This is a genomic window from Erwinia typographi, assembly GCF_000773975.1.
Lineage (GTDB): Bacteria > Pseudomonadota > Gammaproteobacteria > Enterobacterales > Enterobacteriaceae > Erwinia > Erwinia typographi.
In genome coordinates this window covers 1-25,823 of the sequence record NZ_JRUQ01000040.1, presented here as the reverse complement: position 1 = coordinate 25,823, position 25,823 = coordinate 1, and the positions used below count along the sequence as shown (strand labels likewise).

Annotated in this window: 27 protein-coding genes; 18 read left to right on the top strand and 9 right to left on the bottom strand. The window is 56.6% G+C overall.

The genetic code is table 11. The features are described from left to right. Nucleotides 1–2: 2 nt before the first annotated feature. Entirely contained in the window at nt 3–860 is an 858-nt protein-coding gene (locus NG99_RS13505; protein ID WP_034893664.1) for a phosphogluconate dehydrogenase C-terminal domain-containing protein, read from the top strand. 153 nt (nt 861–1,013) lie between these two features. Continuing rightward, nucleotides 1,014–1,976 carry a sugar-binding transcriptional regulator gene (locus tag NG99_RS13500; protein WP_034893661.1) on the top strand — a complete coding sequence of 321 codons (963 nt, stop codon included), beginning with the start codon at nt 1,014–1,016 and terminating at the stop codon, nt 1,974–1,976. 50 nt (nt 1,977–2,026) lie between these two features. Here NG99_RS13500 and hemF read toward each other — a convergent pair whose 3' ends face one another. Together hemF and amiA are read right to left on the bottom strand one after the other, a co-directional pair. Further along, a complete protein-coding gene (gene hemF / locus NG99_RS13495; protein ID WP_034893658.1) occupies nt 2,027–2,935 on the bottom strand; it encodes an oxygen-dependent coproporphyrinogen oxidase in 909 nt (302 codons plus the stop codon). 50 nt (nt 2,936–2,985) lie between these two features. Next, nucleotides 2,986–3,867, bottom strand: a complete 882-nt coding sequence (gene amiA, locus NG99_RS13490) for an N-acetylmuramoyl-L-alanine amidase AmiA (protein WP_052130707.1) — start codon at nt 3,865–3,867, stop codon at nt 2,986–2,988. Nucleotides 3,868–4,076: 209 nt separating this feature from the next. On the opposite strand from amiA, the gene NG99_RS13485 reads away from it, so the two are divergent. The 12 genes from NG99_RS13485 (at nt 4,077) to NG99_RS13430 (ending at nt 14,661) form a co-directional block, all read left to right on the top strand. Then, a complete protein-coding gene (locus tag NG99_RS13485) occupies nt 4,077–4,502 on the top strand; it encodes a GNAT family acetyltransferase (RefSeq protein ID WP_034894055.1) in 426 nt (141 codons plus the stop codon). Nucleotides 4,503–4,547: 45 nt separating this feature from the next. Next, nucleotides 4,548–5,000, top strand: coding sequence for a DUF2919 domain-containing protein (locus NG99_RS13480; RefSeq protein ID WP_034893655.1), 453 nt, complete (start codon nt 4,548–4,550; stop codon nt 4,998–5,000). 62 nt (nt 5,001–5,062) lie between these two features. Beyond that, a complete protein-coding gene (locus tag NG99_RS13475; RefSeq protein WP_034893653.1) occupies nt 5,063–5,680 on the top strand; it encodes an RpoE-regulated lipoprotein in 618 nt (205 codons plus the stop codon). Between the two features lie 162 nt (nt 5,681–5,842). After that, nucleotides 5,843–6,739 (top strand): Dyp-type peroxidase, encoded by an 897-nt coding sequence (locus NG99_RS13470; RefSeq protein WP_034894052.1) that lies wholly within the window; start codon nt 5,843–5,845, stop codon nt 6,737–6,739. A gap of 207 nt (nt 6,740–6,946) precedes the next feature. Then, nucleotides 6,947–7,963: a sulfate ABC transporter substrate-binding protein gene (locus tag NG99_RS13465; RefSeq protein WP_034893646.1), complete on the top strand. Its 1,017-nt coding sequence runs from the start codon at nt 6,947–6,949 to the stop codon at nt 7,961–7,963. Continuing rightward, on the top strand, nt 7,963–8,796 hold the full coding sequence (gene cysT, locus NG99_RS13460; RefSeq protein ID WP_034893643.1) for a sulfate/thiosulfate ABC transporter permease CysT: 834 nt from the start codon (nt 7,963–7,965) through the stop codon (nt 8,794–8,796). Before NG99_RS13465 ends, cysT begins: the two co-directional genes overlap by 1 nt. Continuing rightward, nucleotides 8,796–9,671, top strand: coding sequence for a sulfate/thiosulfate ABC transporter permease CysW (cysW, locus tag NG99_RS13455; RefSeq protein ID WP_034893640.1), 876 nt, complete (start codon nt 8,796–8,798; stop codon nt 9,669–9,671). Before cysT ends, cysW begins: the two co-directional genes overlap by 1 nt. Further along, a complete protein-coding gene (gene cysA, locus NG99_RS13450; RefSeq protein WP_034893637.1) occupies nt 9,661–10,749 on the top strand; it encodes a sulfate/thiosulfate ABC transporter ATP-binding protein CysA in 1,089 nt (362 codons plus the stop codon). Before cysW ends, cysA begins: the two co-directional genes overlap by 11 nt. An 80-nt stretch (nt 10,750–10,829) precedes the next feature. Then, nucleotides 10,830–11,708: a cysteine synthase CysM gene (cysM, locus tag NG99_RS13445; protein WP_034893634.1), complete on the top strand. Its 879-nt coding sequence runs from the start codon at nt 10,830–10,832 to the stop codon at nt 11,706–11,708. 175 nt (nt 11,709–11,883) lie between these two features. Then, complete coding sequence (locus NG99_RS13440; RefSeq protein WP_034893631.1) at nt 11,884–12,564, top strand: response regulator transcription factor; 681 nt, start codon at nt 11,884–11,886, stop codon at nt 12,562–12,564. After that, on the top strand, nt 12,561–13,910 hold the full coding sequence (locus tag NG99_RS13435; RefSeq protein ID WP_034893629.1) for an ATP-binding protein: 1,350 nt from the start codon (nt 12,561–12,563) through the stop codon (nt 13,908–13,910). Before NG99_RS13440 ends, NG99_RS13435 begins: the two co-directional genes overlap by 4 nt. A gap of 64 nt (nt 13,911–13,974) precedes the next feature. Further along, complete coding sequence (locus NG99_RS13430) at nt 13,975–14,661, top strand: GntR family transcriptional regulator (protein WP_034893627.1); 687 nt, start codon at nt 13,975–13,977, stop codon at nt 14,659–14,661. An 82-nt stretch (nt 14,662–14,743) separates the two neighbouring features. Here NG99_RS13430 and crr read toward each other — a convergent pair whose 3' ends face one another. The 5 genes from crr to cysZ form a co-directional block, all read right to left on the bottom strand. Continuing rightward, on the bottom strand, nt 14,744–15,247 hold the full coding sequence (crr, locus tag NG99_RS13425) for a PTS glucose transporter subunit IIA (RefSeq protein WP_034893625.1): 504 nt from the start codon (nt 15,245–15,247) through the stop codon (nt 14,744–14,746). A gap of 43 nt (nt 15,248–15,290) precedes the next feature. After that, nucleotides 15,291–17,018, bottom strand: a complete 1,728-nt coding sequence (ptsI, locus tag NG99_RS13420; protein WP_034893622.1) for a phosphoenolpyruvate-protein phosphotransferase PtsI — start codon at nt 17,016–17,018, stop codon at nt 15,291–15,293. Nucleotides 17,019–17,236: 218 nt separating this feature from the next. Then, entirely contained in the window at nt 17,237–17,494 is a 258-nt protein-coding gene (ptsH, locus tag NG99_RS13415; RefSeq protein WP_004158914.1) for a phosphocarrier protein Hpr, read from the bottom strand. 393 nt (nt 17,495–17,887) lie between these two features. After that, nucleotides 17,888–18,859 (bottom strand): cysteine synthase A, encoded by a 972-nt coding sequence (cysK, locus tag NG99_RS13410; protein ID WP_034893615.1) that lies wholly within the window; start codon nt 18,857–18,859, stop codon nt 17,888–17,890. A 129-nt stretch (nt 18,860–18,988) separates the two neighbouring features. Next, nucleotides 18,989–19,750 carry a sulfate transporter CysZ gene (cysZ, locus tag NG99_RS13405; protein WP_034893612.1) on the bottom strand — a complete coding sequence of 254 codons (762 nt, stop codon included), beginning with the start codon at nt 19,748–19,750 and terminating at the stop codon, nt 18,989–18,991. 220 nt (nt 19,751–19,970) lie between these two features. Between cysZ and zipA the strand changes: the two genes are divergently transcribed. The 3 genes from zipA (at nt 19,971) to NG99_RS13390 (ending at nt 23,254) form a co-directional block, all read left to right on the top strand. Continuing rightward, nucleotides 19,971–20,936 carry a cell division protein ZipA gene (zipA, locus tag NG99_RS13400; RefSeq protein WP_034893609.1) on the top strand — a complete coding sequence of 322 codons (966 nt, stop codon included), beginning with the start codon at nt 19,971–19,973 and terminating at the stop codon, nt 20,934–20,936. 85 nt (nt 20,937–21,021) lie between these two features. Then, nucleotides 21,022–23,040 carry an NAD-dependent DNA ligase LigA gene (ligA, locus tag NG99_RS13395; RefSeq protein ID WP_034893606.1) on the top strand — a complete coding sequence of 673 codons (2,019 nt, stop codon included), beginning with the start codon at nt 21,022–21,024 and terminating at the stop codon, nt 23,038–23,040. Nucleotide 23,041: 1 nt separating this feature from the next. After that, nucleotides 23,042–23,254: a DUF3820 family protein gene (locus tag NG99_RS13390; RefSeq protein WP_034893603.1), complete on the top strand. Its 213-nt coding sequence runs from the start codon at nt 23,042–23,044 to the stop codon at nt 23,252–23,254. 53 nt (nt 23,255–23,307) lie between these two features. Here NG99_RS13390 and NG99_RS13385 read toward each other — a convergent pair whose 3' ends face one another. Next, a complete protein-coding gene (locus NG99_RS13385) occupies nt 23,308–24,324 on the bottom strand; it encodes a bile acid:sodium symporter family protein (protein ID WP_034893599.1) in 1,017 nt (338 codons plus the stop codon). A gap of 96 nt (nt 24,325–24,420) precedes the next feature. Here NG99_RS13385 and NG99_RS13380 point away from each other — a divergent pair, with 96 nt between their 5' ends. Then, nucleotides 24,421–25,341, top strand: coding sequence for a LysR family transcriptional regulator (locus NG99_RS13380; RefSeq protein WP_034893596.1), 921 nt, complete (start codon nt 24,421–24,423; stop codon nt 25,339–25,341). Here NG99_RS13380 and NG99_RS13375 read toward each other — a convergent pair. Continuing rightward, a complete protein-coding gene (locus NG99_RS13375) occupies nt 25,338–25,685 on the bottom strand; it encodes a FlxA-like family protein (protein ID WP_034893593.1) in 348 nt (115 codons plus the stop codon). The two genes, NG99_RS13380 and NG99_RS13375, sit on opposite strands and share 4 nt — an antisense overlap. Nucleotides 25,686–25,823 lie beyond the last annotated feature (138 nt).

The following is a 25,823-nucleotide window of genomic DNA, read 5'->3' as shown; positions in this document are numbered from 1 at the left end:
TTATGAGCACACAATTAAAAACGATTACCGTCGTCGGTGCGGGCGGAAAAATGGGTATGCGCATCTCTGCTAATTTGCAGAAAAGCGACTATCAGGTGTTTTATTGCGAAAGCGCCCCTCAGGCTCAGGCTCAGGTCACCGCGCAGGGCCGCGAACTTTCATCCGCTGAATCCGTGGTGCCGATCAGCGACGTGGTGATCCTTGCCGTGCCAGATATCGTGCTGGGTAAAGTGTCTGAGATCGTGGTTCCGCAGATGAAGACCGGCGCGATCCTGCTCACGCTGGACCCGGCGGCGGCCTATGCCAACCTGATCGCCATCCGCGAAGGTATTGAGTACGCGGTGGCGCATCCCTGCCATCCTTCAGTGTTCCTTGAGCGCTACACCAAAGAAGAACATGCGGACGCCTTCGGCGGCGTGGCTGCTATTCAGCATGTTGCCGCGTCCTGGGAAACGGGAAGCGATGCGCAGAAAGCCGAGCTGAGCAAAGTGGTTAGCGTGATGTACGGCCCGGTAGAAGAGGTTCACTGGGTGACGGTTAAGCAGCTGGCCTACCTTGAGCCAACGCTGGTGGAAACCGTTGCCTGTATGGTGGGGGCGTTTATGAAAGAAGCGCTGGATGAAACCGTCAAACATTCCGGCGTGCCGGAAGCCGCCGCGAAGGCGATGCTTTACGGACACATTCAGATTGCGCTGGCGGTGGCCTTCCGGGCGACCAACCCCTTCTCCGATGCCTGTATGATTGCGATGGAATACGGCCGCGAGAAAATCGTTAAGCCGGACTGGAAGCAGATTTTCGACGAGAAAGAGCTGGATATCGTCATTGCCCGCATGTTGAAAATTGATGCTATCCGTCGCTAATTTGTGACCGGCCCCAGTGCCTGGGTGGGCAACCATTAGCTCACCCACGGCGGAAAGTGGTATAAATCCGGTATAAACCGTGCGGGCGATCTGCCGATCGCCCGGGCTTTTGCCCGTCGCGCACCAAATCATCTCCAGCTCAAGAGAACCCGGATGGAAAAGAACTCGCCTTCTCAGGATACAGAACTGCTGACGGAAATTGCCGTCGCCTACTATCAGGATGAGATTACCCAGGAAGAGATCGCGCGTAAATTTGGCATTTCCCGTATTAAAGTCGGACGGCTGCTGAGACGAGCCAAGGAGGAGGGCATTGTTGAAATCAACGTGCGCTACCACCCGGTGTTCAGTACCCGCCTGGAGCAGCAGCTGCTGGAGCGCTTCCCCCTGCAGCGGGCGCTAATCGCGCTGGATTACCAGGATGAAGAAGAGCAGCGTCGGCAGGTCGCGGCGCTGGTGGCTACGCACCTGGCGCAGACGCTGAAGGATAACGCCGTGGTCGCCATTGGTCAGGGGCGCAACGTCGCGGCTGTCGCCGATCATCCGGGCAACGTGCCGATGCGTAACTGCCATTTTATCAGCGGCATTGGCGGCACCCACCGTCCTGGCGACGCGATCAACGCCGATCATATCAGCCGCCGCATGGCCCGTAAGTTTGGCGGCATCAGCGAAACCCTCTATGCTCCGGCCTATGTGGAAAACCGCGCGCTGAAACAGTCGTTTATGCAGAATGGCACCATCAAAGAGACGCTGGACAGGGCGCGCAAGGCTGACGTGGCGCTGGTGGGGATTGGCGACATGAACGAGAACAGCTATATGGTAAAGCTGGGCTGGTTTACTCCGCACGAAATCATTGATGCCAGCCTGAATCAGGGCGTGACCGGCGACGTGGCCGGGTATGATTTTTTCAATGCGCAGGGCCAGCACGTCGACACGGTGATGAACGACCGGGTGATTGGCCTGAGCATTGACGAGCTGCGCAATATTCCCTGCGTGATTGCCATTGCCTCAGAGAATACGAAAGCGATGGCGATTCTCGGGGCGCTGCGCACCGGGGCGATCGATATTATCGCCAGCTCAGCGCAGAATATCCGCACGCTGTTAAATATGACCAAGTAGCCGCTAATCTTGGTCGCGGGCAGGGCCCGCCGCCGTCGCGTAGAGTGTGGTCAGATCCACTCTCTCACCGGCAGGAAGTCGGTATACAGCGCGGCTTCCGGCGTGCCTGGTTCAGGCTGATAATCGTATTCCCAGCGCACCAGCGGCGGCATCGACATCAGAATCGACTCGGTGCGCCCGCCCGTTTGCAGGCCAAACAGCGTGCCCCGATCCCACACCAAATTGAACTCCACGTAACGTCCGCGGCGATAAAGCTGGAAGTTGCGCTCGCGCTCGCCCCAGGGAATCGCCTTTCTGCGCGCAATAATCGGCAGATAGGCCTGAAGAAAACCTTCACCTACCGCCTGAGTGAAGCGGAAGCAGTAATCAAAATCCGGGGTGTTGAGATCGTCAAAGAACAGTCCGCCAATGCCGCGCTGTTCATTGCGGTGTTTGATAAAGAAGTAGTCATCGCACCATTTTTTGTAGCGTGGGTAGACCTCTTCGCCAAACGGCTGGCACAGATCGAAAGCCGTCTGGTGCCAGTGAACGGCGTCTTCAGCAAAGCCGTAATAAGGCGTCATGTCAAAGCCGCCGCCAAACCACCAGACCGGATCGGCTCCGGGCTTTTCAGCTATAAAGAAACGCACGTTGGCGTGGCTGGTTGGCAGCCAGGGGCTTTCCGGGTGGATGACCAGCGACACGCCCATCGCCTCAAAGCTGCGGCCTGCCAGCTCCGGGCGGTGCGCGGTCGCGGAGGCGGGCATCTGGTCGCCGTGAACGTGGGAGAAGTTCACGCCGGCCTGCTCAAAGATCGCGCCGTTGCGCAGTACGCGGCTACGGCCGCCGCCGCCGCCTTCCCGCTGCCAGCTGTCTTCAGCAAAGCCAGCCTTGCCGTCAGCCTGAGCTAACTGCTGGCAAATTGTGTCCTGGAGCGTGAGCAGAAACTGCTTCACCTGGGCGAGGTCGGGTGCGTTCATGGCTTACCTGGCTGATAAAAAATGACGCGCGGAGTATACGCCAAAATTCATCAACTGGGGCGCCTGTTGTGGGCATCGAACTCATTAAAGTAGCTGACGATGCCGCCAACGATAGCCGTGGCGATCTTCTTCCTGAAGGCGGTGGTGCCCAGCAGACGCTCCTCCGAGGGGTTGGTAATAAAGGACGTTTCGACCAGCACTGACGGAATTGAGGGGGATTTCAGCACGGCAAAGGCCGCCTGTTCCGTATGCTGGCTGTGCAGATGGTGTACCGGCTGGATCTGGCTGAGAACGTGCCTGCCCAACGTCAGGCTGTTTTTGATGGTGTCCGTCTGCACCAGATCGAACAGCACCTGTTGCAGGTACTGATCCTTCTGGGCCGCCTTCACGCCGCCCACCTCATCAGCGGCATTTTCACGCTGTGAGAGATAGCGAGCCATGCTGCTGCTGGCCCCGCGATTGGAGAGCGCGAACACCGACGCACCGCTGGCATCCGGGCTGGTAAAGCCATCGGCATGGATTGACATAAACAGATTGGCGCCGTGCTGATGGGCAATCTCAACCCGTTCGCCCAGCGGAATAAAGTAGTCCGATTCGCGCGTCAGCCTGGCTTCGATGTGCGGATGCTCGCTCAGCATCTCGCGGATATGGTTGGCAATTTCAAGCACCACATGCTTCTCTTCCGAGCCTTCTTCCCCCACCGCGCCGGAGTCGATCCCGCCGTGGCCCGGATCGATCATCACGATTTTCTTGCCGCTGGCAGCCGGGGGCGGCGGTGGCGTATGCGCTCTGGCCTGCGCTGAAGATAATTTCAGCGTGGCGGATTCTTCCTTGGCCCTCACCGATTTATTGGCCAGCAGAGTAAACGCCAGGGCAGAGAGCAGCAGCTGGCGACGGGAAGTCAACGGGGTCATCTGGCCAAACCTTTTCATCAAAACATCCTCAGAGCACAAAGTGCTTATTGTTATATCGTAACAACAGCCGCGGTGCGAGGACGGAACTATTTCAACATTTTACTTTCCATTTCAGCGGGCTAACTGAACAACCTTCCCTTTTTTAGCGCTAAATCCGCGTTGAGACTTGCACCGGCGAAAGAAAGCGTGATAATCAGCAGATTATGGTTAACATCTGGGGCAACGCCATGGAAATCCGCGTCTTTAGCCAGGACGATTTTGAAGAGGTGATCACCCTCTGGGAGCGGTGTGATTTGTTACGCCCCTGGAACGATCCTGAAATGGATATTGAGCGAAAGCTCAATCATGACCCTGACCTGTTTCTGGTGGCGGTGGTGGGCGGTGAGATTGTCGGCACCCTGATGGGCGGCTACGACGGTCATCGCGGCTCGGCCTATTATCTCGGCGTGCATCCTGACTATCAGGGGCGAGGCTTTGCCAACGCGCTGATCAATCGCCTGGAGAAAAAGCTGATCGCTCGCGGCTGCCCCAAAATTCATGTGATGGTCCGTGAAGAAAACGATGCGGTGCTGGGTTTTTATGAAAAGCTCGACTATGAAACTCAGGACACGATGCTGCTTGGCAAACGCCTGATCGAAGATCGCGAATATTAATAAGCTGGGTGGCCTGCGCCGCCCGCCGTTCCCGCCAGTGAAGTGATGAACCTGATATTTTCCCCGGACGACTATGACGCCAAAGGCCAGCTGAGATTACCGCTGGCCTTTTGGGCTATTTTACTGTTGCAGGCCCGCACCTGGGTGCTGTTTGTTATGGCCGGCGCCTCCCGACAGCAGGGCGCCTCGCTGCTGGAATTGTTCTATCCCGATAGCCATGCTTTCTGGCTGGGCCTTGGCTCAGGCATCCCTGCCGCGCTTGGGCTGCTGCTGACCGGCTACCGTCAGCGCTTTCCCCGCCTCTGGCAGTCGTGGCGCTGGGTGCTGATGCTGACGCTGGCGGGAATGCTGCTGCTACAGGTCTTCACCCTGTGGCAGGGCGAGCAGGCTTCGCCTCTGTCGATCCTGTTTACCGGTTTTGACCTGCTGGCGCTGGCCTGGCTGGGTCTTAACGGCCGCCTGCGCGCCTGTTTTGACCCGGCGAGTAACGGCGGATAAAACTTTTTGGCCGATTGGCACTCCAATCAGTTCAGTGGTTTATTGATTACCCAGGAGTTGCAATGAAATCTGTTCGCCCGGCACTGATTGTCGCCGTGTTGCTATTGAGCGGCTGCGCCAGCTCAGGCACATCCTCTGACGCCAGCAGCGGAGCCACCTGGTGGAATCCGCTGGCCTGGTCCTGGTCCAGCCTGGCGCCGTGGCACTGGTTCGGCTCTACCTTAACCGTGACCGAGCAGGGCGTGGGCAGTCTGACGGGCAGCACCGCCATGAATGAGCAGGCGATTAGCGATGGGCTAAGCGGCAAGTATCAGGTGCGCAAAGGAATGCGCGGCGAGAATGGCGGCGTGGTGACCTTTTTCCAGGGCGTCAGCGATAAGCAGGTGAAAGTGGTAGTGAACGGTCAGACGACAATTGACCGCATCGACGTCACGGATAAAGAGATCGCTTCCGCGAGCGGCAATAAGATCGGCACGCCGTTCGCCGATATCTTCCAGCAGGCTTATGGCGCCTGTGAGAAAGGAACGGGCAGCGACGGTGAAGGCGTCGAATGCCGCGCACCGGGAAGCCAGCACATCAGCTACCTGTTTAGCGGCGAATGGCACGGTCCGCAGGGCCTGATGCCTTCGGATGACACGCTGAAAAAATGGACTATCAGTAAAATTATCTGGCGTAAGTAATTCTCTCCGGGCCGCCTTCCGGCGGCCCTGCCGTCGCCTCAGCGCGTGATATCGCCCGGATCCTCTGATTCTTTGTCGCCCGACAAGATAGCCCCGAAAACATCGGGTATGATACGCCGTAAAGCCCCCGTCGGTTATCAGTCTATTGAGGAGAAGTTCAGCATGTCTCAGCCCCAGAGCGGCATTTTATTAGAACATCGCCGTTTTGCCATTTACCTTGAAGCCATGGTGCAGGACGACGTTGCCGCGCTGCGTCAGGCTATTCCTGTCTTTTTGCAGCAGCTTGACCAGCTGCAAAAGCGTTGGCCTGATGCCGGGTTGGGCGCGGTCGTCGCCTTTGGTCCGGCGCTGTGGAACGATCTGTGCCCGGGCAACAGTACCGCTGAGCTGAAAGATTTCCAGCCGATGGGCAAGGGCATGGCGCCCGCCACCCAGCGCGACCTGCTGATCCATATTCAATCCTTACGCCACGACGTCAATTTCAGCCTCGCTCAGGCTGCCGTGACGGCCTTTGGCGAAGCTATCCAGATTGTGGAGGAGACCCATGGCTTCCGCTGGGTGGAAGAGCGCGACCTGAGCGGCTTTGTCGACGGTACGGAAAATCCACAGGGCGAGCAGCGCCCGCTGGTGGCGCTGATCGCCGAAGGAGAGAACGCGGGCGGCAGCTACGTGTTTAGCCAGCGCTGGCAGCATAATTTGTCGATGTTTAACCGCCTGGCGGTGAACAGGCAGGAGCAGATTATTGGCCGTAGCAAACAGGATAACGAAGAGCTGGAGGGCGATGCCCGTCCTGCCACCTCGCACGTCAGCCGCGTCGATCTGAAAGAGGAGGGGAAAGGTCTGAAGATCCTGCGCCAGAGCCTGCCCTACGGCACGGCCAGCGGTACTAACGGCCTGTTCTTCCTCGCCTACTGCGCTACGCTGTACAATATTGAGCGGCAGCTGCTGAGCATGTTTGGTGAACTGGATAATAAATTCGATGCGATGCTGCGCTTCACCAAACCCGTCAGCGGCAGCTATTTCTATGCACCTTCGCTGCAACAGCTGACCGCGCTGTAAGCAGTAAAAGCCTGCCCGTTATAACGTTGAGATAACGGGCAATAAAGCGGTGCTTTCCCATCCTCTGCATAAACAATTCCACATCCTTATAGCATTTTAAACTTCCAAATCACCAAACGGTATATAAAACCGTTACTGCTTTTAGTGTGGTTATAAATAAACTGAAGGCACTTCAGGGCGCGAGCCGGACTGTTTTCAGGGTGCATAATGACGTTACCGACGGTTAAAAAGATAATAAGCAGTGCCGCTTTCTCGCTGCTGTTGGCCGGCTCAGCCCAGGCAACCGAGCTGTTAAACAGTTCGTACGACGTTTCGCGCGAACTATTTGTCGCTCTGAATGCCCCCTTTGAGAAACAGTGGGCAGAGCAGAATAACGGCGACAAGCTAACTATCAGCCAGTCACACGCCGGTTCTTCCAGGCAGGCGCTGTCCATCTTGCAGGGACTAAAGGCGGATGTGGTGACCTATAATCAGGTCACTGACGTGCAGATCCTGCACGATCGCGGCAACCTGATCCCGGCAGACTGGCAAAAACGCTTCCCTAACAACAGCTCGCCGTTCTATTCCACCATGGCTTTCCTGGTGCGTAAGGGCAACCCGAAGAACATCCACAGCTGGAACGATCTGGTTAAAAGTGATGTGAAACTGGTGTTCCCAAATCCGAAAACGTCCGGAAACGGTCGCTACACCTATCTTGCCGCCTGGGGCGCTGCCGATAAGGCCGACGGTAAAGATCGGGCGAAAACCGAACAGTTTATGACCCAGTTCCTGAAGAATGTTGAGGTCTTTGATACCGGCGGCCGCGGCGCGACCACCACCTTTGTGGAGCGGGGCCAGGGCGACGTGCTGATCAGCTTCGAGTCTGAAGTGAACAATATTCGCAATCAGTATGCTAAAGACGGCTATGAAGTTGTGGTGCCGAAAACCAATATTCTGGCGGAGTTCCCGGTGACCTGGGTCGACAAAAGCGTGCAGGCCAACAACACCGAAAAGGCCGCCAAAGCGTATCTGAACTATCTCTACAGCCCGTCAGCGCAGAAAATTATCACCCAGTTCTACTACCGCGTGAATAATCCTGAGTTGATGGCGCAGCAGAAAGACCGCTTCCCGGCCACCGATCTGTTCCGCGTGGAAGACGCGTTCGGTAGCTGGGATCAGGTCATGAAAACCCAATTTGCCAGCGGCGGCGAGCTGGATAAACTCTTAACCGCAGGACACCAGTGATGTTTGCCGCTAAAAGCAAGCGCGTACTCCCCGGTTTTGGTCTCAGCCTCGGCAGCAGTCTGTTCTTCACCTGCCTGATCCTGCTGCTGCCGATCAGCGCCTTACTGATGCAGCTGTCGCAGATGACGCTGGCACAGTACTGGGAAGTGATTACCAACCCGCAGGTGATGGCCGCGTATAAAGTGACCCTGCTGTCAGCGGGCGTGGCCTCGATCTTTAACGCCTTCTTCGGCATGTTGATGGCGTGGATCCTGACTCGCTACCGTTTTCCTGGCCGCACGCTGCTGGACGGGCTGATGGATTTACCGTTCGCTCTGCCAACCGCGGTGGCGGGCCTGACGCTGGCTGGGCTGTTTTCCGTTAACGGCTGGTACGGTCAGTGGCTGGCGCAGTTTGATATTAAGGTGTCTTATACCTGGCTGGGCATCGCCGTCGCTATGGCGTTTACCAGCATCCCGTTCGTGGTCCGCACCGTTCAGCCCGTTCTCGAAGAGCTGGGGCCTGAATATGAAGAGGCCGCCGAAACGCTCGGCGCTTCGCCGTGGCAGAGCTTTCGTCGCGTGGTGCTGCCCGAGGTTGCGCCTGCGCTGCTGGCGGGTACGGCGCTCTCTTTTACCCGCAGCCTGGGTGAGTTTGGCGCGGTGATTTTTATCGCCGGGAATATCGCCTGGAAAACCGAAGTGACCTCGCTGATGATTTTCATCCGCCTGCAGGAATTTGACTATCCGGCCGCCAGCGCCATTGCCTCGGTCATTTTAGCCGCCTCGCTGCTGCTGCTGTTTGCGATTAACACCTTACAAAGCCGCTTTGGCCGTCGCATTGGAGGTCACTAATGGCTGACGTAACCGCGTTCAACGGCGTGGGCCGCAGACGCATCAACTGGGGTAAATGGCTGCTGATTGCGCTGGGCATGGCGATCTCCCTCGGGCTGCTGGTAGTGCCGATGGTAGCCATTTTCGCCAGCGCTTTTTCAGAAGGCATTGGCGCGCTAATCGGCAACCTGAAAGACGGGGATATGCTGCATTCGATCTGGCTGACCGTGCTGATGGCGCTGATTACCGTACCGGTAAATCTGGTGTTTGGTACGCTGCTGGCCTGGCTGGTGACGCGTTTTGATTTTCCGGGGCGCCAGCTGCTGCTGACGCTGTTCGATATTCCTTTTGCCGTGTCGCCGGTGGTGGCAGGGTTGATGTACCTGCTGTTCTGGGGCGTTAACGGCCCGGTTGGCGGCTGGCTGGATGCGAAGAATGTCCAGCTGATGTTCTCCTGGCCGGGCATGGCGATGGTGACCATCTTTGTCACCTGTCCGTTTGTCGTCCGCGAACTGGTGCCGGTGATGTTAAGCCAGGGCAGCAATGAAGATGAAGCGGCGGTGTTGCTGGGCGCGTCAGGCTGGAAAATGTTCTGGCGCGTGACGCTGCCCAATATCCGCTGGGCGCTGCTGTACGGACTGGTATTAACCAACGCTCGCGCCATCGGCGAGTTTGGCGCGGTCTCCGTCGTGTCGGGTTCGATTCGCGGCCAGACCTATACGCTGCCATTACAAGTTGAATTACTGCATCAGGATTACAACACCGTCGGCGCCTTTACGGCGGCCGGGCTGCTGACCCTGATGGCGATAGTCACACTGTTTCTGAAAAGCGCGCTGCAGTGGCGTTTAGAGCACCAGCAGAAGCGTTTGCAACAGGAGGGGAACCATGAGCATTGAAATCAGCAACATTAACAAATCTTTCGGCCGTACTAAGGTCCTGAACGATATTTCACTGGATATCCCTTCCGGTCAGATGGTAGCGCTGCTCGGGCCTTCCGGCTCCGGGAAAACCACGCTGCTGCGCATTATCGCCGGGCTGGAGAGCCAGAGCAGCGGTCGTCTTAGCTTCCAGGGCAAGGACGTGACGCAGCTACATGCGCGCGACCGCCAGGTCGGCTTTGTGTTCCAGCACTACGCGCTGTTCCGCCACATGACGGTGTTCGACAACATTGCCTTTGGCCTGACCGTGCTGCCGCGCCGTGAACGTCCTTCTGCGGCGGTCATTAAGCAAAAAGTCAGCCAGCTACTGGAGATGGTGCAGCTGGGCCACCTGGCCGAGCGCTTCCCGTCGCAGCTTTCCGGCGGGCAGAAACAGCGCGTGGCGCTGGCCCGCGCGCTGGCGGTGGAGCCACAGATTTTGCTGCTGGATGAGCCTTTCGGCGCGCTGGATGCTCAGGTCCGTAAAGAGCTGCGCCGCTGGCTGCGCCAGCTGCACGAGGAGCTGAAGTTCACCAGCGTCTTCGTCACCCACGATCAGGAAGAAGCGATGGAAGTGGCGGATCGCGTGGTGGTGATGAGCCAGGGTAACATTGAGCAGGTCGGCACGCCGGATGAAGTCTGGCGCGATCCTGCCACCCGATTCGTGCTGGAATTCCTTGGCGAGGTGAACCGTTTTGCGGGCGAAGTGCATGGCTCTCAGTTCCACGTTGGCGCCCATCACTGGCCGCTGGGATACACTCCGGCTCATCAGGGCGCGGTAGAGCTGTTCCTGCGCCCGTGGGAAGTGGACGTCAGCCGTCAGAGCAGCCTGGAAACGCCGCTGCCGGTACAGGTTCTGGAAGTTAGCCCGCGCGGCCACTACTGGCAGCTGGTTGTCCAGCCGACAGGCTGGTCGACGGACCCGATCGCCCTGGTGGTCGACGGCGCCCAGACTGCGCCCGTCCGCGGCGAATCGCTGTTTGTTGGCCTGCAGCAGGCCCGCTTGTACAAAGGCGAAACGCCGCTGCAACAGGTTGCCTTTGCCCAAAGCGCCTGATATTTTCTAAATCAACAGGGGGTCAGGTCTGCCTGACCCTTTTTTTTGCCAGCTTTTCTGGCCCTTCCAGGAATTGCACCGTGACAACCTTAGAAAATACCATTGGCAACACGCCACTGATCAGACTGCAGCGCCTGACGCCAGCCAACGGCAGCGAAATCTGGCTAAAGCTGGAAGGTAATAACCCCGCCGGTTCGGTAAAGGATCGCGCCGCTTTTTCAATGATCGAACGGGCTGAACGCCGCGGCGAAATCCAGCCTGGCGACGTGCTGATCGAAGCGACAAGCGGCAATACCGGCATCGCGCTGGCGATGATTGCCGCCATGAAAGGCTATGCGCTGAAGCTGCTGATGCCAGACAACATGAGCGTTGAGCGCCAGGCCGCGATGCAGGCTTACGGCGCAGAGCTGATCCTGGTTAGCCGCGAACAGGGGATGGAAGGGGCGCGCGATCTGGCGAAAGAGATGGAGGCCAGGGGCGAAGGCAAAGTGCTCGATCAGTTCAACAACCCGGATAACCCGCTGGGGCATTACACCACTACCGGCCCGGAAATCTGGCAGCAGACCGCCGGACGCCTGACCCACTTTGTTTCCAGCATGGGCACCACCGGTACCATCACCGGCGTGGGACGCTTCCTGAAAGAGCAGAGCGCCAGCATTGAGATCGTGGGGCTACAGCCTGAAGAGGGCAGCAGCATTCCCGGCATTCGTCGCTGGCCCTCGGCGTATTTGCCCGGTATCTACCGCCCGGATCTGGTGGATCGGGTGATAGATATGTCTCAGCAGGAAGCGGAGCAAACCATGCGTCTGCTGGCGCGGCGCGAAGGGGTTTTTTGCGGCGTAAGCTCCGGCGGAGCAGTCGCCGGCGCGCTGCGGATTGCGCAGGAGCAGCCTGGCAGCCTGGTCGTCGCTATTATTTGTGACCGTGGTGACCGCTACCTCTCCACCGGAGTATATTAATTTCGGTGGGCTTCCTCCGGGTCGACGTCGTTCGACCCGCGCTTTCAACAGGTTATCTTTCAGACCGCCCTCCCGCATTTCATTCCTGCTGATACACTGTAAGGATTAGGTAAAACCTGCTGCTATTATGTTGCCGACGGGTGAAAATAGCGGCTGAATCACAGAGAGACGCTGCATGAAAATTTTACTGGTTGATGACGACCTCGAGCTGGGCACCATGCTCAGTCAGTACCTGATTGCCGAAGGCTTTGACGCTTCGCTGGTATTAACCGGCAAGGCTGGGGTGGAAGGTGCGATGTCCGGCGAGTACAACGCGATGATCCTCGACATTATGCTGCCGGATATGAGCGGAATTGACGTGCTGCGACAGGTTCGGCAAAGCTGCCGCCTGCCGGTAATTATGCTCACCGCCAAAGGCGATAATATCGACCGGGTGATTGGGCTGGAGATGGGTGCGGACGACTATATGCCTAAGCCCTGCTATCCTCGCGAGCTGGTGGCCCGACTGCGCGCCGTTTTGCGCCGTGTGGAAGAGCTACCGACCGTGGTGGAAAGTAAGGAACTGGCGAGCTGGGGCGACCTGACGCTGAACCCCGCTACGCGCATCAGCGAATGGAAAAAAGAGGCGTTTGACCTGACGGCATCCGAATTTAATTTGCTCGATCTGCTACTGCGTTCGCCCGATCGCGTGGTGTCGAAAGATGAGCTTTCCGAAAAGGGGCTGGGCCGCCCGCGCGAAGCCTACGACCGCAGCGTGGATGTGCATATCAGCAATATCCGCCAGAAGCTGGCGACGCTGACCAACGATACCATTAACATCGAAACCGTGCGTAGCATAGGCTACCGTATCCGATGAAAGCAGGGGTCAGAGGGCTGCTGTTCTGGAAAATTTTGCTGGGCTTTTGGCTGACCTTTCTGCTGATGAGCCAGCTGCTGTGGCTGAGTTTCTCACTGTACGGCAAGCATCATGAACCGCCTGAATCCCAGGCGGCCAGGCGTATCGTTAATCTGCAAATGACCTCCGCCGTCTCGGTTCTCCAGCGTGGAGGCATGGACGCGCTGAATGATATGATGGCGGACTGGTCAGATAAGGATCGCCGCTTTTTTTCCGTGCAGCTGATGCCGGAGCCTCCCCAGGAGATCCCCCGCAGCGAGTTAAATCGCAACCTGCGCCCCGGAGAATTTCCGAAAGAAGTGATTGAGTGGGTAACCGGGGCTGACGGACGACAATATCAGCTGCGTTATGATGTGGAGGGGCTGCGCGAAGATAGCAATATGGGCGGACCTCACCGCAACTTTCTGAACGTGCCTGAGCCGATGCTGTTTATTGCTGGCGGCGGCGGGTTGTTATTCAGCCTGTTCCTTGCCTGGAATTTGACGCGGCCGATGGGCCAGCTACGTGCAGGATTCAACCGCGTATCGAAAGGCGACCTCTCCGTCAGGCTGTTCCCGATTATGCGCCGACGTCACGATGAGCTTTCCGTGGTGGCGCAGGACTTTGATGCCATGGTAGAGCGACTTTCGGTGCTGGTGAAGGCGCGTGAAGAGCTGCTGCATGATGTTTCTCACGAACTGCGCTCGCCGCTGGCTCGCCTGCAGCTGGCGACCGGGCTTGCCCGCCAGACGCCGGAGTCGGTAGGGCAGTCGTTGGATCGTATTGATGAAGAAGCTCGCCGCCTGGATAAAATGATCGGTGAGCTCCTGACGCTTTCCCGAGCGGAACACGAAAGCCTGCCGGACGAGCAGTATTTCGACCTGCTTGGCCTGCTGGAGGCCGTCGCTAACGATGCTCGCTACGAAGCGCAGATCCCCGGCGTGGAGATTCTGCTCCATGCCGACAAATCCGGGGATTACACGGTGAAAGGGGATGCAAAGCTGATCCGCTCGGCGGTTGAAAACGTGGTGCGTAATGCGCTCCGTTTCTCGCTACAGGGGCAAAAGGTCAGCATCTCACTGCGCCAGGAGCAGGACTGGCTGGCGATTAGCGTGATTGACCAGGGACCGGGCGTGGACGCCGGGAAGCTCTCCAGCATTTTCGATCCCTTTGTTCGGGTTAACTCTCCGCTGTCCGGTAAGGGTTACGGACTGGGGCTGTCAATCGTGCGTAAAGTGGTGCTGGCCCATCAGGGCGAAGTCAGCGCGGTCAACGGTAAGAATGGCGGGCTGGAACTGACGCTGCGCCTGCCACACTGGGTGGTTTAATTATACCGTCGGGTGCTATGATTACCGGCTGATATCGTTAGCAATCACGTTGATGAGGTAAGGGATGAGTAAAGTTGCGACCAGCAAGCAACAGGAAGTTCAGCGGATCGTGGAAGCGCTGTCCATCGCCATTGCTCAGCATCGGTTAAAGCCGGGAATGCGGCTGGTTGAGGCGCAGATTGTTGAAGTGCTGGACGCTAACCGCAACCACGTACAGTCTGCCCTGCAACGGCTGGCGCTACAGCATATCGTCTCCATTGAGCCAAACCGTGGCGCGATGGTTGCGCAGCCCGAAGCCCGTGAAGCGCGTGAAATCTTTACTGCCCGCCGGGCAATCGAAAGCGCCATTATTGCCTGCATCACGCCGGAGAGTATGGCGGCTCAGCTGGCAGATCTTGAGGCTCAGCAGCAGTCAGAACAAAAGGCTATCGCGCTGAATGACCGCCGCGAAGTGGTCCGCGAGCTGAGTCAGTTTCATCTGCTGTTGGCTAAAATCAGCGGCAATAAGGTCCTGAGCGAAATTCTTGCCAACCTGATGGTGCGCAGCTCGCTGATTGTGGCGTTGTATCAGCGTAATGATATTCCGGCCTGTCAGTGTGAAGAGCACGGCGCTATTGTTGCCGCGCTGAAGGCGGGGGAGCTGGCGCGCGCGCAGGACATCATGATTGCCCACCTCAATGAGCTGGAGCAGCAGCTGGATCTGAACGATTCGTCGCCTGACACCCTCAGCCTGCGCCAGGCGCTGAGCTGACCCTTTCCTCCTGGCCGCAAAACGCCATAAAAAAAGCCCTCTGACTGCTCAGAGGGCTTTTTTACTCCCGACGCAAAGCCGATTACTTTTTGATACGGATCACAGGCGTTTCACCTACGACCACTGAACCCGTCAGTTTAACCAGCTCTTTGATCTCATCCATATTGGAGATGACCACCGGCGTCAGGGTAGATTTCGCTTTTTCTTCCAGCAGTGCCAGGTCGAACTCGATAACCACGTCGCCTTTTTTCACTTTCTGGCCTTCTTCAGCGATGCGCTTGAAGCCTTCACCCTTCAGTTCAACCGTATCAATTCCGAAGTGGACGAACAGCTCGATGCCATTGTCTGACTCGATGGAAAATGCATGATTGGTTTCGAAAATTTTACCGATGGTGCCATCAACCGGCGCTACCATTTTATTGCCAGTAGGTTTGATAGCGATGCCGTCGCCAACAATTTTCTCCGCAAACACTACGTCCGGTACGTCTTCGATATTGACGATTTCACCAGACAGCGGCGCTACGATCTCAATGGCTCCAGATGCGGTATCTGACTTATCGCCAAAAAGTTTTGAAAACAAACCCATGATCTTCTCCTAAGCAGTAATATTGGGCCAGCGTCTCAAGGTCTCAGCAGAGTGTTTTTTCTTCAATGAACTTGTTGACCAGGTTCACTAACTCATCCGCTGTCGGTTGAGCCATCGCCTGCTCTGCTAATGCCTTCGCATCTTCAAAATTCGTATTACGAATAATTTTCTTGATGCGCGGGATAGAAATGGCACTCATGCTGAACTCGTCCAGCCCCATTCCCAATAACAACAGTGTAGCACGTTCATCGCCAGCCAGCTCACCACACATCCCAGTCCATTTGCCTTCAGCATGAGACGCATCAATAACTTGCTTAATAAGCGTCAGGACGGAAGGGGTCATAGGGTTGTAGAGATGGGAAATCAGATCGTTACCACGGTCTACCGCCAGCGTGTACTGCGTCAGGTCGTTAGTGCCGATGCTGAAGAAATCAACTTCTTTAGCCAGATGGTGGGCAATTGCCGCTGAAGCCGGCGTTTCCACCATGATACCCACTTCGATGCTTTCATCGAAGGCTTTGCTTTCGGCGCGCAGCTGCGATTTCAGCGTCTCCAGCTCGCCTTTCAGGGTGCGAACTTCTTCAACGGAGATGATCATTGGGAACATGATGCGCAGTTTGCCAAAGGCGGAAGCACGCAGGATTGCGCGCAGCTGAGCGTGGAGGATCTCAGGACGGTCCATGGCAATGCGGATGGCGCGCCAGCCCAGGAACGGGTTATCTTCCTTCGGCAGGTTCATGTACGGCAGATCTTTGTCGCCGCCGATGTCCATCGTGCGCACAATCACCGCCTGAGAGCCCATCGCTTCCGCTACGGCTTTATAAGCCTGGAACTGCTCTTCTTCGCTTGGCAGCGAATCGCGGTCCATAAACAGGAATTCGGTACGGTAGAGGCCAACGCCTTCTGCGCCGTTGCGCTCGGCACCCGCGATATCACGAACGGTACCGATGTTAGCGCAGACTTCAACCTGATGGCCGTCAAGGGTGATCGCCGGCAGATCCTTCAGCTTCGCCAGATCGTTTTTCTCGGTGACGTACTGGTTGTGAATCGCCTTCAGCTCTTCAATTTTCTCTGCCGTTGGGTTCACGTAAATCTGGTTGTTTACGCCGTCAAGGATCAGGTAATCGTCGTTTTTCACCTGAGAGGTGACGTTACCGGTGCCAACAATGGCCGGCAGCTCCAGAGAGCGTGCCATGATCGAGGTGTGCGAGGTGCGGCCACCCAGATCGGTAATAAAGCCCAGCACCTTGTCGAGGTTCAGCTGTGCGGTTTCTGACGGCGTCAGATCCTTCGCGACCAGCAGGACTTCATCAGCGATGGCGCTGAGATCGACAATGTGCAGACCAAGAATATTTTGCAGCAGGCGTTTACCGATGTCGCGCACGTCGGCCGCACGCTCTTTCAGGTATTCATCATCCAGCTCTTCTAACGCTTTCGCCTGGCCGTCAATCACCGAGAAAGCAGCCGCGTCGGCAGAAGCCAAATCGTCTTTAATCAGGGCTATGATTTCCTGCTCCAGCTCTTCATCTTCCAGCAGCATAATATGGCCTTCGAAGATGGCTTCTTTCTCTTCACCGAACGTCTCGCCGGCTTTGATTTTGATCGCTTCCAGCTGCGTGGCAGCCTTGGCGCGACCGTCAAGAAAACGCTGAACTTCCTGCTCAACCTGGTCGGCAGAAATTTTTTTCCGGTTGATGACTATCTCATCTTCTTTCAGCAGAAGCGCTTTGCCAAAAGCGATACCCGGTGATGCTAAAATACCTGAAATCATAACCCTACCTTTTTAATGACTAGTAATCACCCGTGGCGATCGATCCAGAAACTGTTGGCTAATCTACTCAGCGAGCCAGCCCGAACGGGCGACAGCATAGCGTGCTGATTACCCTCGTGTTACGCAGAAACGTACTTTACGAAAGCAACAACGCGGACATGCTGTCCGCGATCAATATGTTTGCACTAATTTTACTGGCCCGGCATGAGAAGAGGCGCTTATTCGAGCTCTGCCATCAGCTTAACCAGATGCTCAACGGCTTTCTGCTCATCTTCACCTTCAGCAGACAGCGTGACGACGGTTCCCTGAGTCAGACCCAGCGTTTGCAGCTTGAACAGGCTTTTTGCGCTGGCTGATTTGCCGTTAGAGGTCACGGTGATATCTGATGCAAAGGCTTTCGCTTCTTTTACGAACTGTGCAGCAGGGCGGGTATGGAGGCCGTTAGGTGCTGTGATGGTAACTTCTTGCTGGAACATTCTTTTTCCCCAACTTAATTTGGTTTGATGTTATCGACCTAAAGTCTAGCCTGGTGACAGGACTTTAGCCTGGATGAGTCGCGCTGGTCTGCGTACTGAGACGCACCAAAAAATGCGCTGTTAAGGGTAGGGAGGAGGCGGGGGTGAATCCTGCAACTCTCGTCTCGCTTTCCTGTCCCCATTATGCCGCTATTTATGCCGCTGCGCCAAACGAGTAAATCGATTCAGCTTGATCCAACTCACGCGGCGATTAATTTTGTGGATCGAAATAATGGCTGCTTAGATACCAGACACTGACGGGTAAAAGCAATCTACAGGGTGGCAAAAGTTTGACGGACTCCACAAAAAAGCACCCATTTGGGTGCTTTTTTAGACAAATCCGCCGCCACGATGTTACTGCTGCAGCTCTTTTTCCGTGAAGAGGTCGGCAAACAGCGCGGTACTCAAATAGCGCTCGCCGGAGGAAGGCAGGATCACCACGAAGGTCTTATTGGCGAAGGCCTCTTCTTCCTGCAATTTCAGCGCGGCCGCTACCGCAGCACCAGAAGAGATACCCGCCAAAATCCCTTCTTCTTCCATCAGGCGACGGGCAGTAGAAATGGATTCTTCGTTGGAGATGGCCACCACGCGGTCAATCAGTTTCAGATCGAGGTTGCCAGGGATGAAGCCAGCGCCGATCCCCTGGATTTTATGCGGGCCTGGCTTGATTTCTTCGCCTGCCAGCGCCTGAGCGATGACCGGGGAGTCGGTTGGTTCAACCGCGACCGAAATCAGATCCTTTTTGCCTTTGGTATTTTTCAGATAACGGCTAACGCCAGTCAGCGTTCCGCCGGTGCCTACGCCAGCAATAAAGACATCCAGATTGCCATCGGTATCTTCCCAGATTTCCGGGCCGGTGGTTTTCTCATGGATTTCCGGGTTTGCCGGATTGCTGAACTGCTGTAACAGTACAAATTTGTCCGGATTGCCGGCGACAATCTCTTCCGCTTTGGCAATCGCGCCTTTCATTCCTTTGGCGCCTTCGGTGAGGATCAGATTGGCGCCCAGCGCTTTCAGCAGCTTACGGCGCTCGACGCTCATGGTTTCCGGCATGGTCAGCGTCAGCTTGTAGCCTCTGGCGGCGGCAACGTAGGCCAGCGCGATGCCGGTGTTACCACTGGTCGGCTCGACCAGTTCGACGCCCGGTTTCAGTATGCCGCGCTTCTCTGCGTCCCAAATCATATTGGCACCGATACGGCATTTCACGCTGAAGCTGGGATTACGGGATTCCACTTTTACCAGAATGCGACCGTTACCGATGCGGTTCAGTCGAACCAGCGGCGTATGACCGATTGTTAAAGAGTTGTCTTCATAGATCTTACTCATAGCCCGTCCTTAACTGTATGAAATATTGGGAACGCTAAAAGCATACCCGGTTCAGTTTTTCAAGGAAGTGATGAAATCGTATATATATATGTTAAGCAGCAATAAGGGTAAAAGAAATGGCATAAGCCCTCAGTCGACCCGGCCCAGCGTCGTGCGATAGCGGTCAACCCACATCGCCGTTGCGCCGCAAACCGCCACCGGCATAATGGCCAAATTCAGCACCGGGATCATCGTAAACAGGCTGACCAGCGCGCCAAACTGCATATTGTCCGTTTTGTACTGGCGCAGCGCGGTGCGCATCTGCTGGAAACTGACCTTGTGGTTATCGAACGGATAATCGCAGTACTGAATCGACAGCATCCACGCGCTGAACAGAAACCACAGCACCGGCGCGACGGTCTGTCCAAAGCCCGGCACAAAATAGAGCAGCAGCAACACGATGGCGCGCGGCAGATACCAGGCCAGCTTTTGCCATTCACGCTTCATAATGCGCGGGATATCCTTCACCATGCCCATCCAGCCGCTGTCCGGCAGCGGTTGGCCGGTCAGCCGCGCCTCCAGCTGTTCCGCCAGCAGGCCGCAAAAAGGCGCCGCTATCCAGTTGGCTATCGTGGAGAACAGGTAGCTGAACACCAGCAGAATAGAGATGACCGTCAGCGGCCATAGCAGGTAGCTCAGCCATTGCAGCCAGTCGGGCACCTTTGCCATCAGCGCCGGAAGCCAGTGGCCCAGTTGCCAGAACAGCCAGATAAAGGCACCGCCCATCAGCAAAATGTTAACCAGCAGCGGCACAATCACAAAGCGACGGATCCCCGGCAGGCGGATCAGTTGCCATCCCTGCGAAAAATAGTGGATACCGTTGGCGGATTTCGCGGTATTCATCGTGGACATGTTCTGATTTTCTCCTTACAAACGCTGTTGCTACGCTATCATAACCCAGCCATTTGCGCTGACCACTGCCCATTTGGACGAAAAAACAGCAAAAAACCGTGTTGATGCACGCTTATTTGTCAGAAAATACTGCACGGACTTGCACTTGTTATCCAGGGCAAATACAGTTAGAGGATAAAGTTTGCCGCGGTGGCAAGGTATTGGAACAACAGAGAATACAATGATGCAGGATTTGCGTCTGATATTAATCGTTGTTGGCGCGATCGCCATAATAGCGCTTTTACTGCATGGCCTCTGGACCAGCCGTAAAGAGCGCTCATCTGTTTTTCGCGATCGCCCTCACAAGCGTTTAAAACAGGATAGAGAAGAGGCATTTGACGACGTCGATGAAGGCGTGGGTGAAGTGCGGGTGAAAAGGTTGCGCGCTGAAGATGAAGACCCTGCATCTTCTCCTGCAGCTTTTGGCACTGATGAAGCGCCACCGCGTGCTGTCGCACCGCGAGCCCCGTCCGAACCCGTGCGTCAGCAGCCGCCGGTTGATCGCCAGCCGGAACGCGATCCGCTGTTCGGCGACGATCTGCCGGATGAGGTTCAGCCGGAGTTTAACTTCGACGATGAGCCGGAGCCGGAACCTGTTCGTCAGCCGCAGCCTGAAGCGCCGCGTCAGCCAGCGCAGCCTGCGGCGAAGTCTGAACCCGTTCCGCCGGTGGCCGAGGCTAAGCCAGCGCCTGAAGCGCCGCCTGCCGCGACGAAGCCGGAGCGCGCTAAGGAAACCGTGCTGGTGTTGCACGTCGGCGCACATGCTGGCGGCACGCTGAACGGCGAAGCGCTGTTGCAGGGTGTGCTCCAGGCCGGATTCCAGTTTGGCGAGATGAATATCTTCCATCGCCATCTGAACCCGGCAGGCAGCGGTCCCGTGCTGTTCAGCCTGGCTAACATGGTGAAACCCGGTTCGTTCAATCCGGATGAAATGTCTGACTTCTCCACGCCTGGCGTCTCCATCTTTATGATGGTGCCTTCCTACGGCGACGCGAATCAGAACTTTAAGCTGATGCTGCAATCCGCACAGCGTATCGCTGATGACGTTGGCGGCGTAGTGCTGGATGACGAGCGCCGCATGATGACGCCACAAAAGTTGGAAACGTATAAAAACCGTATCCGTGATGTGATTGAGGCCAACGCCTGACCCACTGAGCGTTAAGGCAACAGCCAAACTCCTCGTTTTTCAGGACCCCCGCCAGTCGGGGGTTTTTTATCGCTATGGTGCCGCTATGGAATCCGTACAAGACAAAATCACTGCGCTGCAAACCACCCTCCGCCATCACGAATATCAGTATCACGTAATGGACAGCCCGGAGGTTCCGGATGCGGAATATGACCGGCTGATGCGCGAACTGCGCGAGCTTGAAGAGGCCCACCCCGATCTGATCACGCCCGACTCGCCGACCCAGCGCGTGGGGGCGGCGCCGCTGAGCGCGTTTGAGCAGGTGCGCCACGAAGTGCCGATGCTGTCGCTGGATAACGCCTTTGATGAAGAGAGCTACCTGGCGTTCTATAAGCGCGTGCAGGACCGTTTAAAAAATACGGATGACATCACCTTCTGCTGCGAGCTGAAGCTGGATGGGCTGGCCGTTAGCCTGCTGTACGAGGACGGTTTGCTGGTGCGTGCGGCAACGCGGGGTGACGGCACTACTGGCGAGAACATTACCGCCAACGTGCGAACCATCCGCGCCATTCCACTGCGCCTGCACGGTGACAATATTCCTTCTCGCGTTGAAGTTCGTGGCGAGGTGTTTATGCCGCAGGCCGGGTTTGAGGCGCTGAACGATGAGGCGCGCCGCACCGGCAGTAAAGTCTTTGCTAACCCTCGCAATGCCGCGGCGGGGTCGCTTCGCCAGCTTGATCCGCGTATCACCGCCAAACGTCCGCTAACCTTTTTCTGCTATGGCCTTGGCCTGCTGGAAGGCGGAGAGATGCCGCGCAGCCATATGGCGCGGTTGCAGCAGTTCAAAGCCTGGGGCCTGCCGGTCAGCGATCGGATTCGCCTCTGTCATACCAGCGATGAGGTGCTGGCGTTTTACCGGCAGATTGAGCAGCAGCGGACGACCTTAGGGTTTGATATTGATGGCGTGGTGATCAAAGTTGATTCGCAGGATCTGCAAGAGCAGCTCGGCTTCGTTGCCCGCGCTCCTCGCTGGGCGGTGGCTTTCAAGTTCCCTGCCCAGGAGCAGATGACGACCGTGCGTGACGTCGAGTTTCAGGTCGGCCGCACCGGGGCGATTACCCCTGTTGCCCGCCTGGAGCCGGTACAGGTGGCTGGCGTGATGGTCAGCAACGCCACGCTGCATAATGCCGATGAAATCGAGCGTCTTGGGCTGCGCATTGGCGATCGCGTGGTGATCCGCCGGGCGGGCGACGTCATACCTCAGGTTGTCGGCGTGGTGGAGTCAGAGCGTCCTGAGGATGCCAGAGAAGTGGTCTTTCCGTTGCACTGTCCGGTTTGCGGCTCCGACGTGGAGCGTGTAGAGGGAGAAGTAGTGGCGCGCTGTACCGGCGGGTTGATCTGCGGCGCGCAGCGCAAGGGAGCGTTAAAACACTTTGTCTCGCGTCGGGCGATGGACGTGGACGGCATGGGCGATAAAATTATCGACCAGCTGGTAGAAAAAGAATATGTGAAAACGCCGGCTGACTTGTTCACCCTGACGGCTGGAATACTCACCGGTCTGGACCGGATGGGGCCAAAATCGGCTCAGAACGTGGTTAGCGCGCTGGAAAAGGCCAGGCAGACTACGCTGGCTCGCTTTCTATATTCGCTGGGGATCAGCGAAGTTGGTGAGGCGACCGCCGCCAATCTGGCCGCGCATTTTGGCTCGCTGGATAAGATCATGGCTGCCGATCTTGAGGCGTTGATCGCGGTACAGGATGTCGGCACCGTGGTTGCCAGCCACCTGCGTAATTTTATGGATGAAGAGAGCAACCGTGAAGTTATCCGCCAGCTGGTAGAGGTTGCCGGAATTAACTGGCCAGCGGTGGTGGTGGTTAAAGCTGAAGAGATCGACAGTCCTTTCGCCGGTAAAACGGTGGTGCTGACCGGTTCGCTGACGATATTGTCGCGCGATGAGGCAAAAGATCGCCTGACGGCATTAGGAGCCAAAGTCAGCGGCAGCGTCTCGAAGAAAACCGATCTGGTGATTGCCGGAGAAGCGGCAGGCTCCAAGCTGGCGAAAGCGCAGGAACTGGGGGTTGAAGTGATTGACGAAGCGGAGATGATCCGCCTGCTGGGTGACTGAAATGGAAAAAGAGAACCTGATTGAGATCGCCAATACCGAAATGCCCTTTGGCAAATACAAGGGGCGGATGCTGATCGACCTGCCAGAGCCTTATCTGCTGTGGTTCGCCCGTAAGGGCGAATTTCCGGCGGGCCATTTGGGTGAGCTGATGCAGCTTACCCTGGCGATAAAAATTGAGGGACTGGAAGGGTTAGTTAAGCCGCTGAAGCGTTAGTCCTTTTCCTCAGGCCCGAGTGCTGATGGCGCCTCCCTGCGCCATTTTCCCGCTTATTTCTGTGATTCAACCACCGTCGGGTTTGCCTGCTGCTGCTTTGCCGCCAGCTTCTCACCCGATTTTTTGTAGCGCTGCGCCAGCATTGAGCAGACCATCAGCTGAACCTGGTGGAAGATCATCAGCGGCAGCACAATGATCCCGACCGACGCCGACGGGAACAGAATGTTAGCCATTGGTACGCCGTTCGCCAGGCTCTTTTTGGAACCGCAGAACAGAATGGTGATCTCATCCGCACGGTTAAAGCCGAACAGCCGTGCGGCCAGCAGGTTGATTGCCAGCACGACAAACAGAATGCCCAGGCTGCCAACCACAATGTAGAGCAGCGTAGACGCGCCCACCCGATGCCAGATGCCGTTCACCACCGCTTCACTGAAGGCTGAATAAACGACCAGCAGAATCGACGCCTGATCGGTTTTGCCAATCAGCCCACGGTTTCTTTCCACCCAGCCAGCAATCCAGTGGCGCGAAATGTGCCCCAGCACAAAGGGCACCAGCAGCTGAAGCATAATCTTACCGATCTGTTCGAGACTGCCGCTGGCGGCATCGTTGTGCACGTTCATCACCAGCCCGACCAGCAGAGGGGAGATGAACACGCCCAGCAGGCTGGAGGCGGAGGCGCTACACACGGCGGCCGCTACATTTCCTCCGGCCAGCGAGGTCAGCGCAATGGCGGACTGGACGGTAGCGGGCAAAATGCAGAGATAGAGGAAGCCGGTGTAAATTTCCGCGCTCACCGGCAGCGGGTGCCACCAGACGAACAGCAGTCCAAGGATCGGAAACAGCACAAAGGTGCTGCACATGACCCAAAGGTGCAGGCGCCAGTGGCTGCCACCGGCAATAATCTTCTCGCGCGACAGCTTGGCGCCGTGCATAAAGAACAGCAGGGCGATAGCTGCCGTGGTCAGCCATTCGAAGAACTCCACGAAATGCCCGCGGGCTGGCAGGAAAGTCGCCAGCAGCACGGTAATAATCAGCTTCAACATCAGTGGATCGATACGGAAAATACCCATTGTTAACGCCTGGTTAAAATATTGATGGAGGTTATTGTGCGCCGGACGGGTTTAGAAATAAAATTGATTTATTGAATACATCTATGAATAAAAAAGATGAATTATACGCTTCGTCAACTTCGTGTGTTTGTCGCCGTCGCTCAGCAGGGCAGCTTTAGCCAGGCCGGGCAGATGATTGGCCTCAGCCAGTCGGCGGTCAGCCACAGTATCAAAGAGCTGGAAGGGGAGATGGGCATTCGCCTGCTTGACCGCACCACGCGTGAAGTATTGCTGACCGAGGCGGGCGAGCAGTTGTCCAGTCGTCTTGAGCGGTTGCTGGAAGAGTTGCACACTACGCTGCTGGACGTGCGCAGCTATGGTCAGCAGAGAAGCGGGACGGTCAGAGTGGCGGCCAGCCAGACCATCTCCGCGCACCTGATGCCTCAGTGCCTTGCGGCCAGTCAGCTGCATTTCCCGGATATTAAGATGATGCTGCGCGACCGTCCGCAGCAGTGGGTATTGCAAAGCATCCGTAATGCTGAGGTAGATTTCGGTATTGTTATCGGTCCGCTGCCGGTTGAGGACTTTGAGTGCGAGGCGATACTGGATGAACCGTTTTTGCTGCTGTGTCGGCAGGACGACCCGCTGGCTGCGCAGCAAACCATTCGCTGGCAAATGCTGAATCATCGCCTGCTGGTGCTACAGGATTACGCTTCCGGCAGTCGGGTGTTGATTGATGAGGCGCTGCGAGTGCAGCAGGTTCAGGCGGAGATTGTGCAGGAGATTGGACACCCCGCCACGCTGTATCCGATGGTGGAGGCCGGAATTGGCATCAGCATTTTGCCCGCTCTGGCGCTGCCGCTGCCGCAGGGCAGGCCGCTGCTGGTCAGGCGCATGGTGCCGGAGATCAACCGAACTATCATGCTGGTGCGCCGTAAGAATCGTTCGTTAACGCCTGCCGCAGAGGCTATCTGGCAAGAAGTGCGTCAGCAGGCGGCCCTGCTGACGCAGCAACGTGAAACCAACCCGGCATTTTAGATATAAACGTTTAGCGTGTTGCTGTCGGTTGGGCGATTAACGCCGTCGGCCGCTTTGCTGCTGGCGGCAGTCGCGTCTTTCTGGCTGGCCTGCTTTTCCTGCGCTTTCTCTGCCTGCTGCTGTTCAATCTGCGCGATCTGCGCTTCAATCATCTGAATCTGGCTTTCGACCAGAGTCTGCTCTTCCGATTTTTGCTCATCGGTCAGCGTTGTATCGCTGCTCAGATCTTTTAGCTGAGTCTGAAGCTGGGCGATCTGTTTGTTAAGGCTGGCAATTTGTGACGTTGAGCCGCCGCCGGAACTGACGGAGCTGATTGCGCTGGTGCTGGAACTGATAGTTGTCATCGCTTTCTCCTTTGTAATAAACCAAAACGGTTATCGGTAAAAGCGCCGGGAGACTTGATGATAAAAAGCGTAAAACAAGTGATAAGAAATCGAAAAGAAAAGAGGGGGCAAATCCTTTACGAATCGCAGATAGCAAAA

Coding starts and splice junctions, on each gene's coding strand:
- NG99_RS13505 (WP_034893664.1), top strand. CDS start 3: ATGAGCACACAATTAAAAACGATTACCGTCGTCGGTGCGGGCGGAAAA.
- NG99_RS13500 (WP_034893661.1), top strand. CDS start 1,014: ATGGAAAAGAACTCGCCTTCTCAGGATACAGAACTGCTGACGGAAATT.
- hemF (WP_034893658.1), bottom strand. CDS start 2,935: ATGAACGCACCCGACCTCGCCCAGGTGAAGCAGTTTCTGCTCACGCTC.
- amiA (WP_052130707.1), bottom strand. CDS start 3,867: ATGAAAAGGTTTGGCCAGATGACCCCGTTGACTTCCCGTCGCCAGCTG.
- NG99_RS13485 (WP_034894055.1), top strand. CDS start 4,077: ATGGAAATCCGCGTCTTTAGCCAGGACGATTTTGAAGAGGTGATCACC.
- NG99_RS13480 (WP_034893655.1), top strand. CDS start 4,548: ATGAACCTGATATTTTCCCCGGACGACTATGACGCCAAAGGCCAGCTG.
- NG99_RS13475 (WP_034893653.1), top strand. CDS start 5,063: ATGAAATCTGTTCGCCCGGCACTGATTGTCGCCGTGTTGCTATTGAGC.
- NG99_RS13470 (WP_034894052.1), top strand. CDS start 5,843: ATGTCTCAGCCCCAGAGCGGCATTTTATTAGAACATCGCCGTTTTGCC.
- NG99_RS13465 (WP_034893646.1), top strand. CDS start 6,947: ATGACGTTACCGACGGTTAAAAAGATAATAAGCAGTGCCGCTTTCTCG.
- cysT (WP_034893643.1), top strand. CDS start 7,963: ATGTTTGCCGCTAAAAGCAAGCGCGTACTCCCCGGTTTTGGTCTCAGC.
- cysW (WP_034893640.1), top strand. CDS start 8,796: ATGGCTGACGTAACCGCGTTCAACGGCGTGGGCCGCAGACGCATCAAC.
- cysA (WP_034893637.1), top strand. CDS start 9,661: ATGAGCATTGAAATCAGCAACATTAACAAATCTTTCGGCCGTACTAAG.
- NG99_RS13440 (WP_034893631.1), top strand. CDS start 11,884: ATGAAAATTTTACTGGTTGATGACGACCTCGAGCTGGGCACCATGCTC.
- NG99_RS13435 (WP_034893629.1), top strand. CDS start 12,561: ATGAAAGCAGGGGTCAGAGGGCTGCTGTTCTGGAAAATTTTGCTGGGC.
- NG99_RS13430 (WP_034893627.1), top strand. CDS start 13,975: ATGAGTAAAGTTGCGACCAGCAAGCAACAGGAAGTTCAGCGGATCGTG.
- crr (WP_034893625.1), bottom strand. CDS start 15,247: ATGGGTTTGTTTTCAAAACTTTTTGGCGATAAGTCAGATACCGCATCT.
- ptsI (WP_034893622.1), bottom strand. CDS start 17,018: ATGATTTCAGGTATTTTAGCATCACCGGGTATCGCTTTTGGCAAAGCG.
- ptsH (WP_004158914.1), bottom strand. CDS start 17,494: ATGTTCCAGCAAGAAGTTACCATCACAGCACCTAACGGCCTCCATACC.
- cysK (WP_034893615.1), bottom strand. CDS start 18,859: ATGAGTAAGATCTATGAAGACAACTCTTTAACAATCGGTCATACGCCG.
- cysZ (WP_034893612.1), bottom strand. CDS start 19,750: ATGTCCACGATGAATACCGCGAAATCCGCCAACGGTATCCACTATTTT.
- zipA (WP_034893609.1), top strand. CDS start 19,971: ATGATGCAGGATTTGCGTCTGATATTAATCGTTGTTGGCGCGATCGCC.
- ligA (WP_034893606.1), top strand. CDS start 21,022: ATGGAATCCGTACAAGACAAAATCACTGCGCTGCAAACCACCCTCCGC.
- NG99_RS13390 (WP_034893603.1), top strand. CDS start 23,042: ATGGAAAAAGAGAACCTGATTGAGATCGCCAATACCGAAATGCCCTTT.
- NG99_RS13385 (WP_034893599.1), bottom strand. CDS start 24,324: ATGGGTATTTTCCGTATCGATCCACTGATGTTGAAGCTGATTATTACC.
- NG99_RS13380 (WP_034893596.1), top strand. CDS start 24,421: ATGAATTATACGCTTCGTCAACTTCGTGTGTTTGTCGCCGTCGCTCAG.
- NG99_RS13375 (WP_034893593.1), bottom strand. CDS start 25,685: ATGACAACTATCAGTTCCAGCACCAGCGCAATCAGCTCCGTCAGTTCC.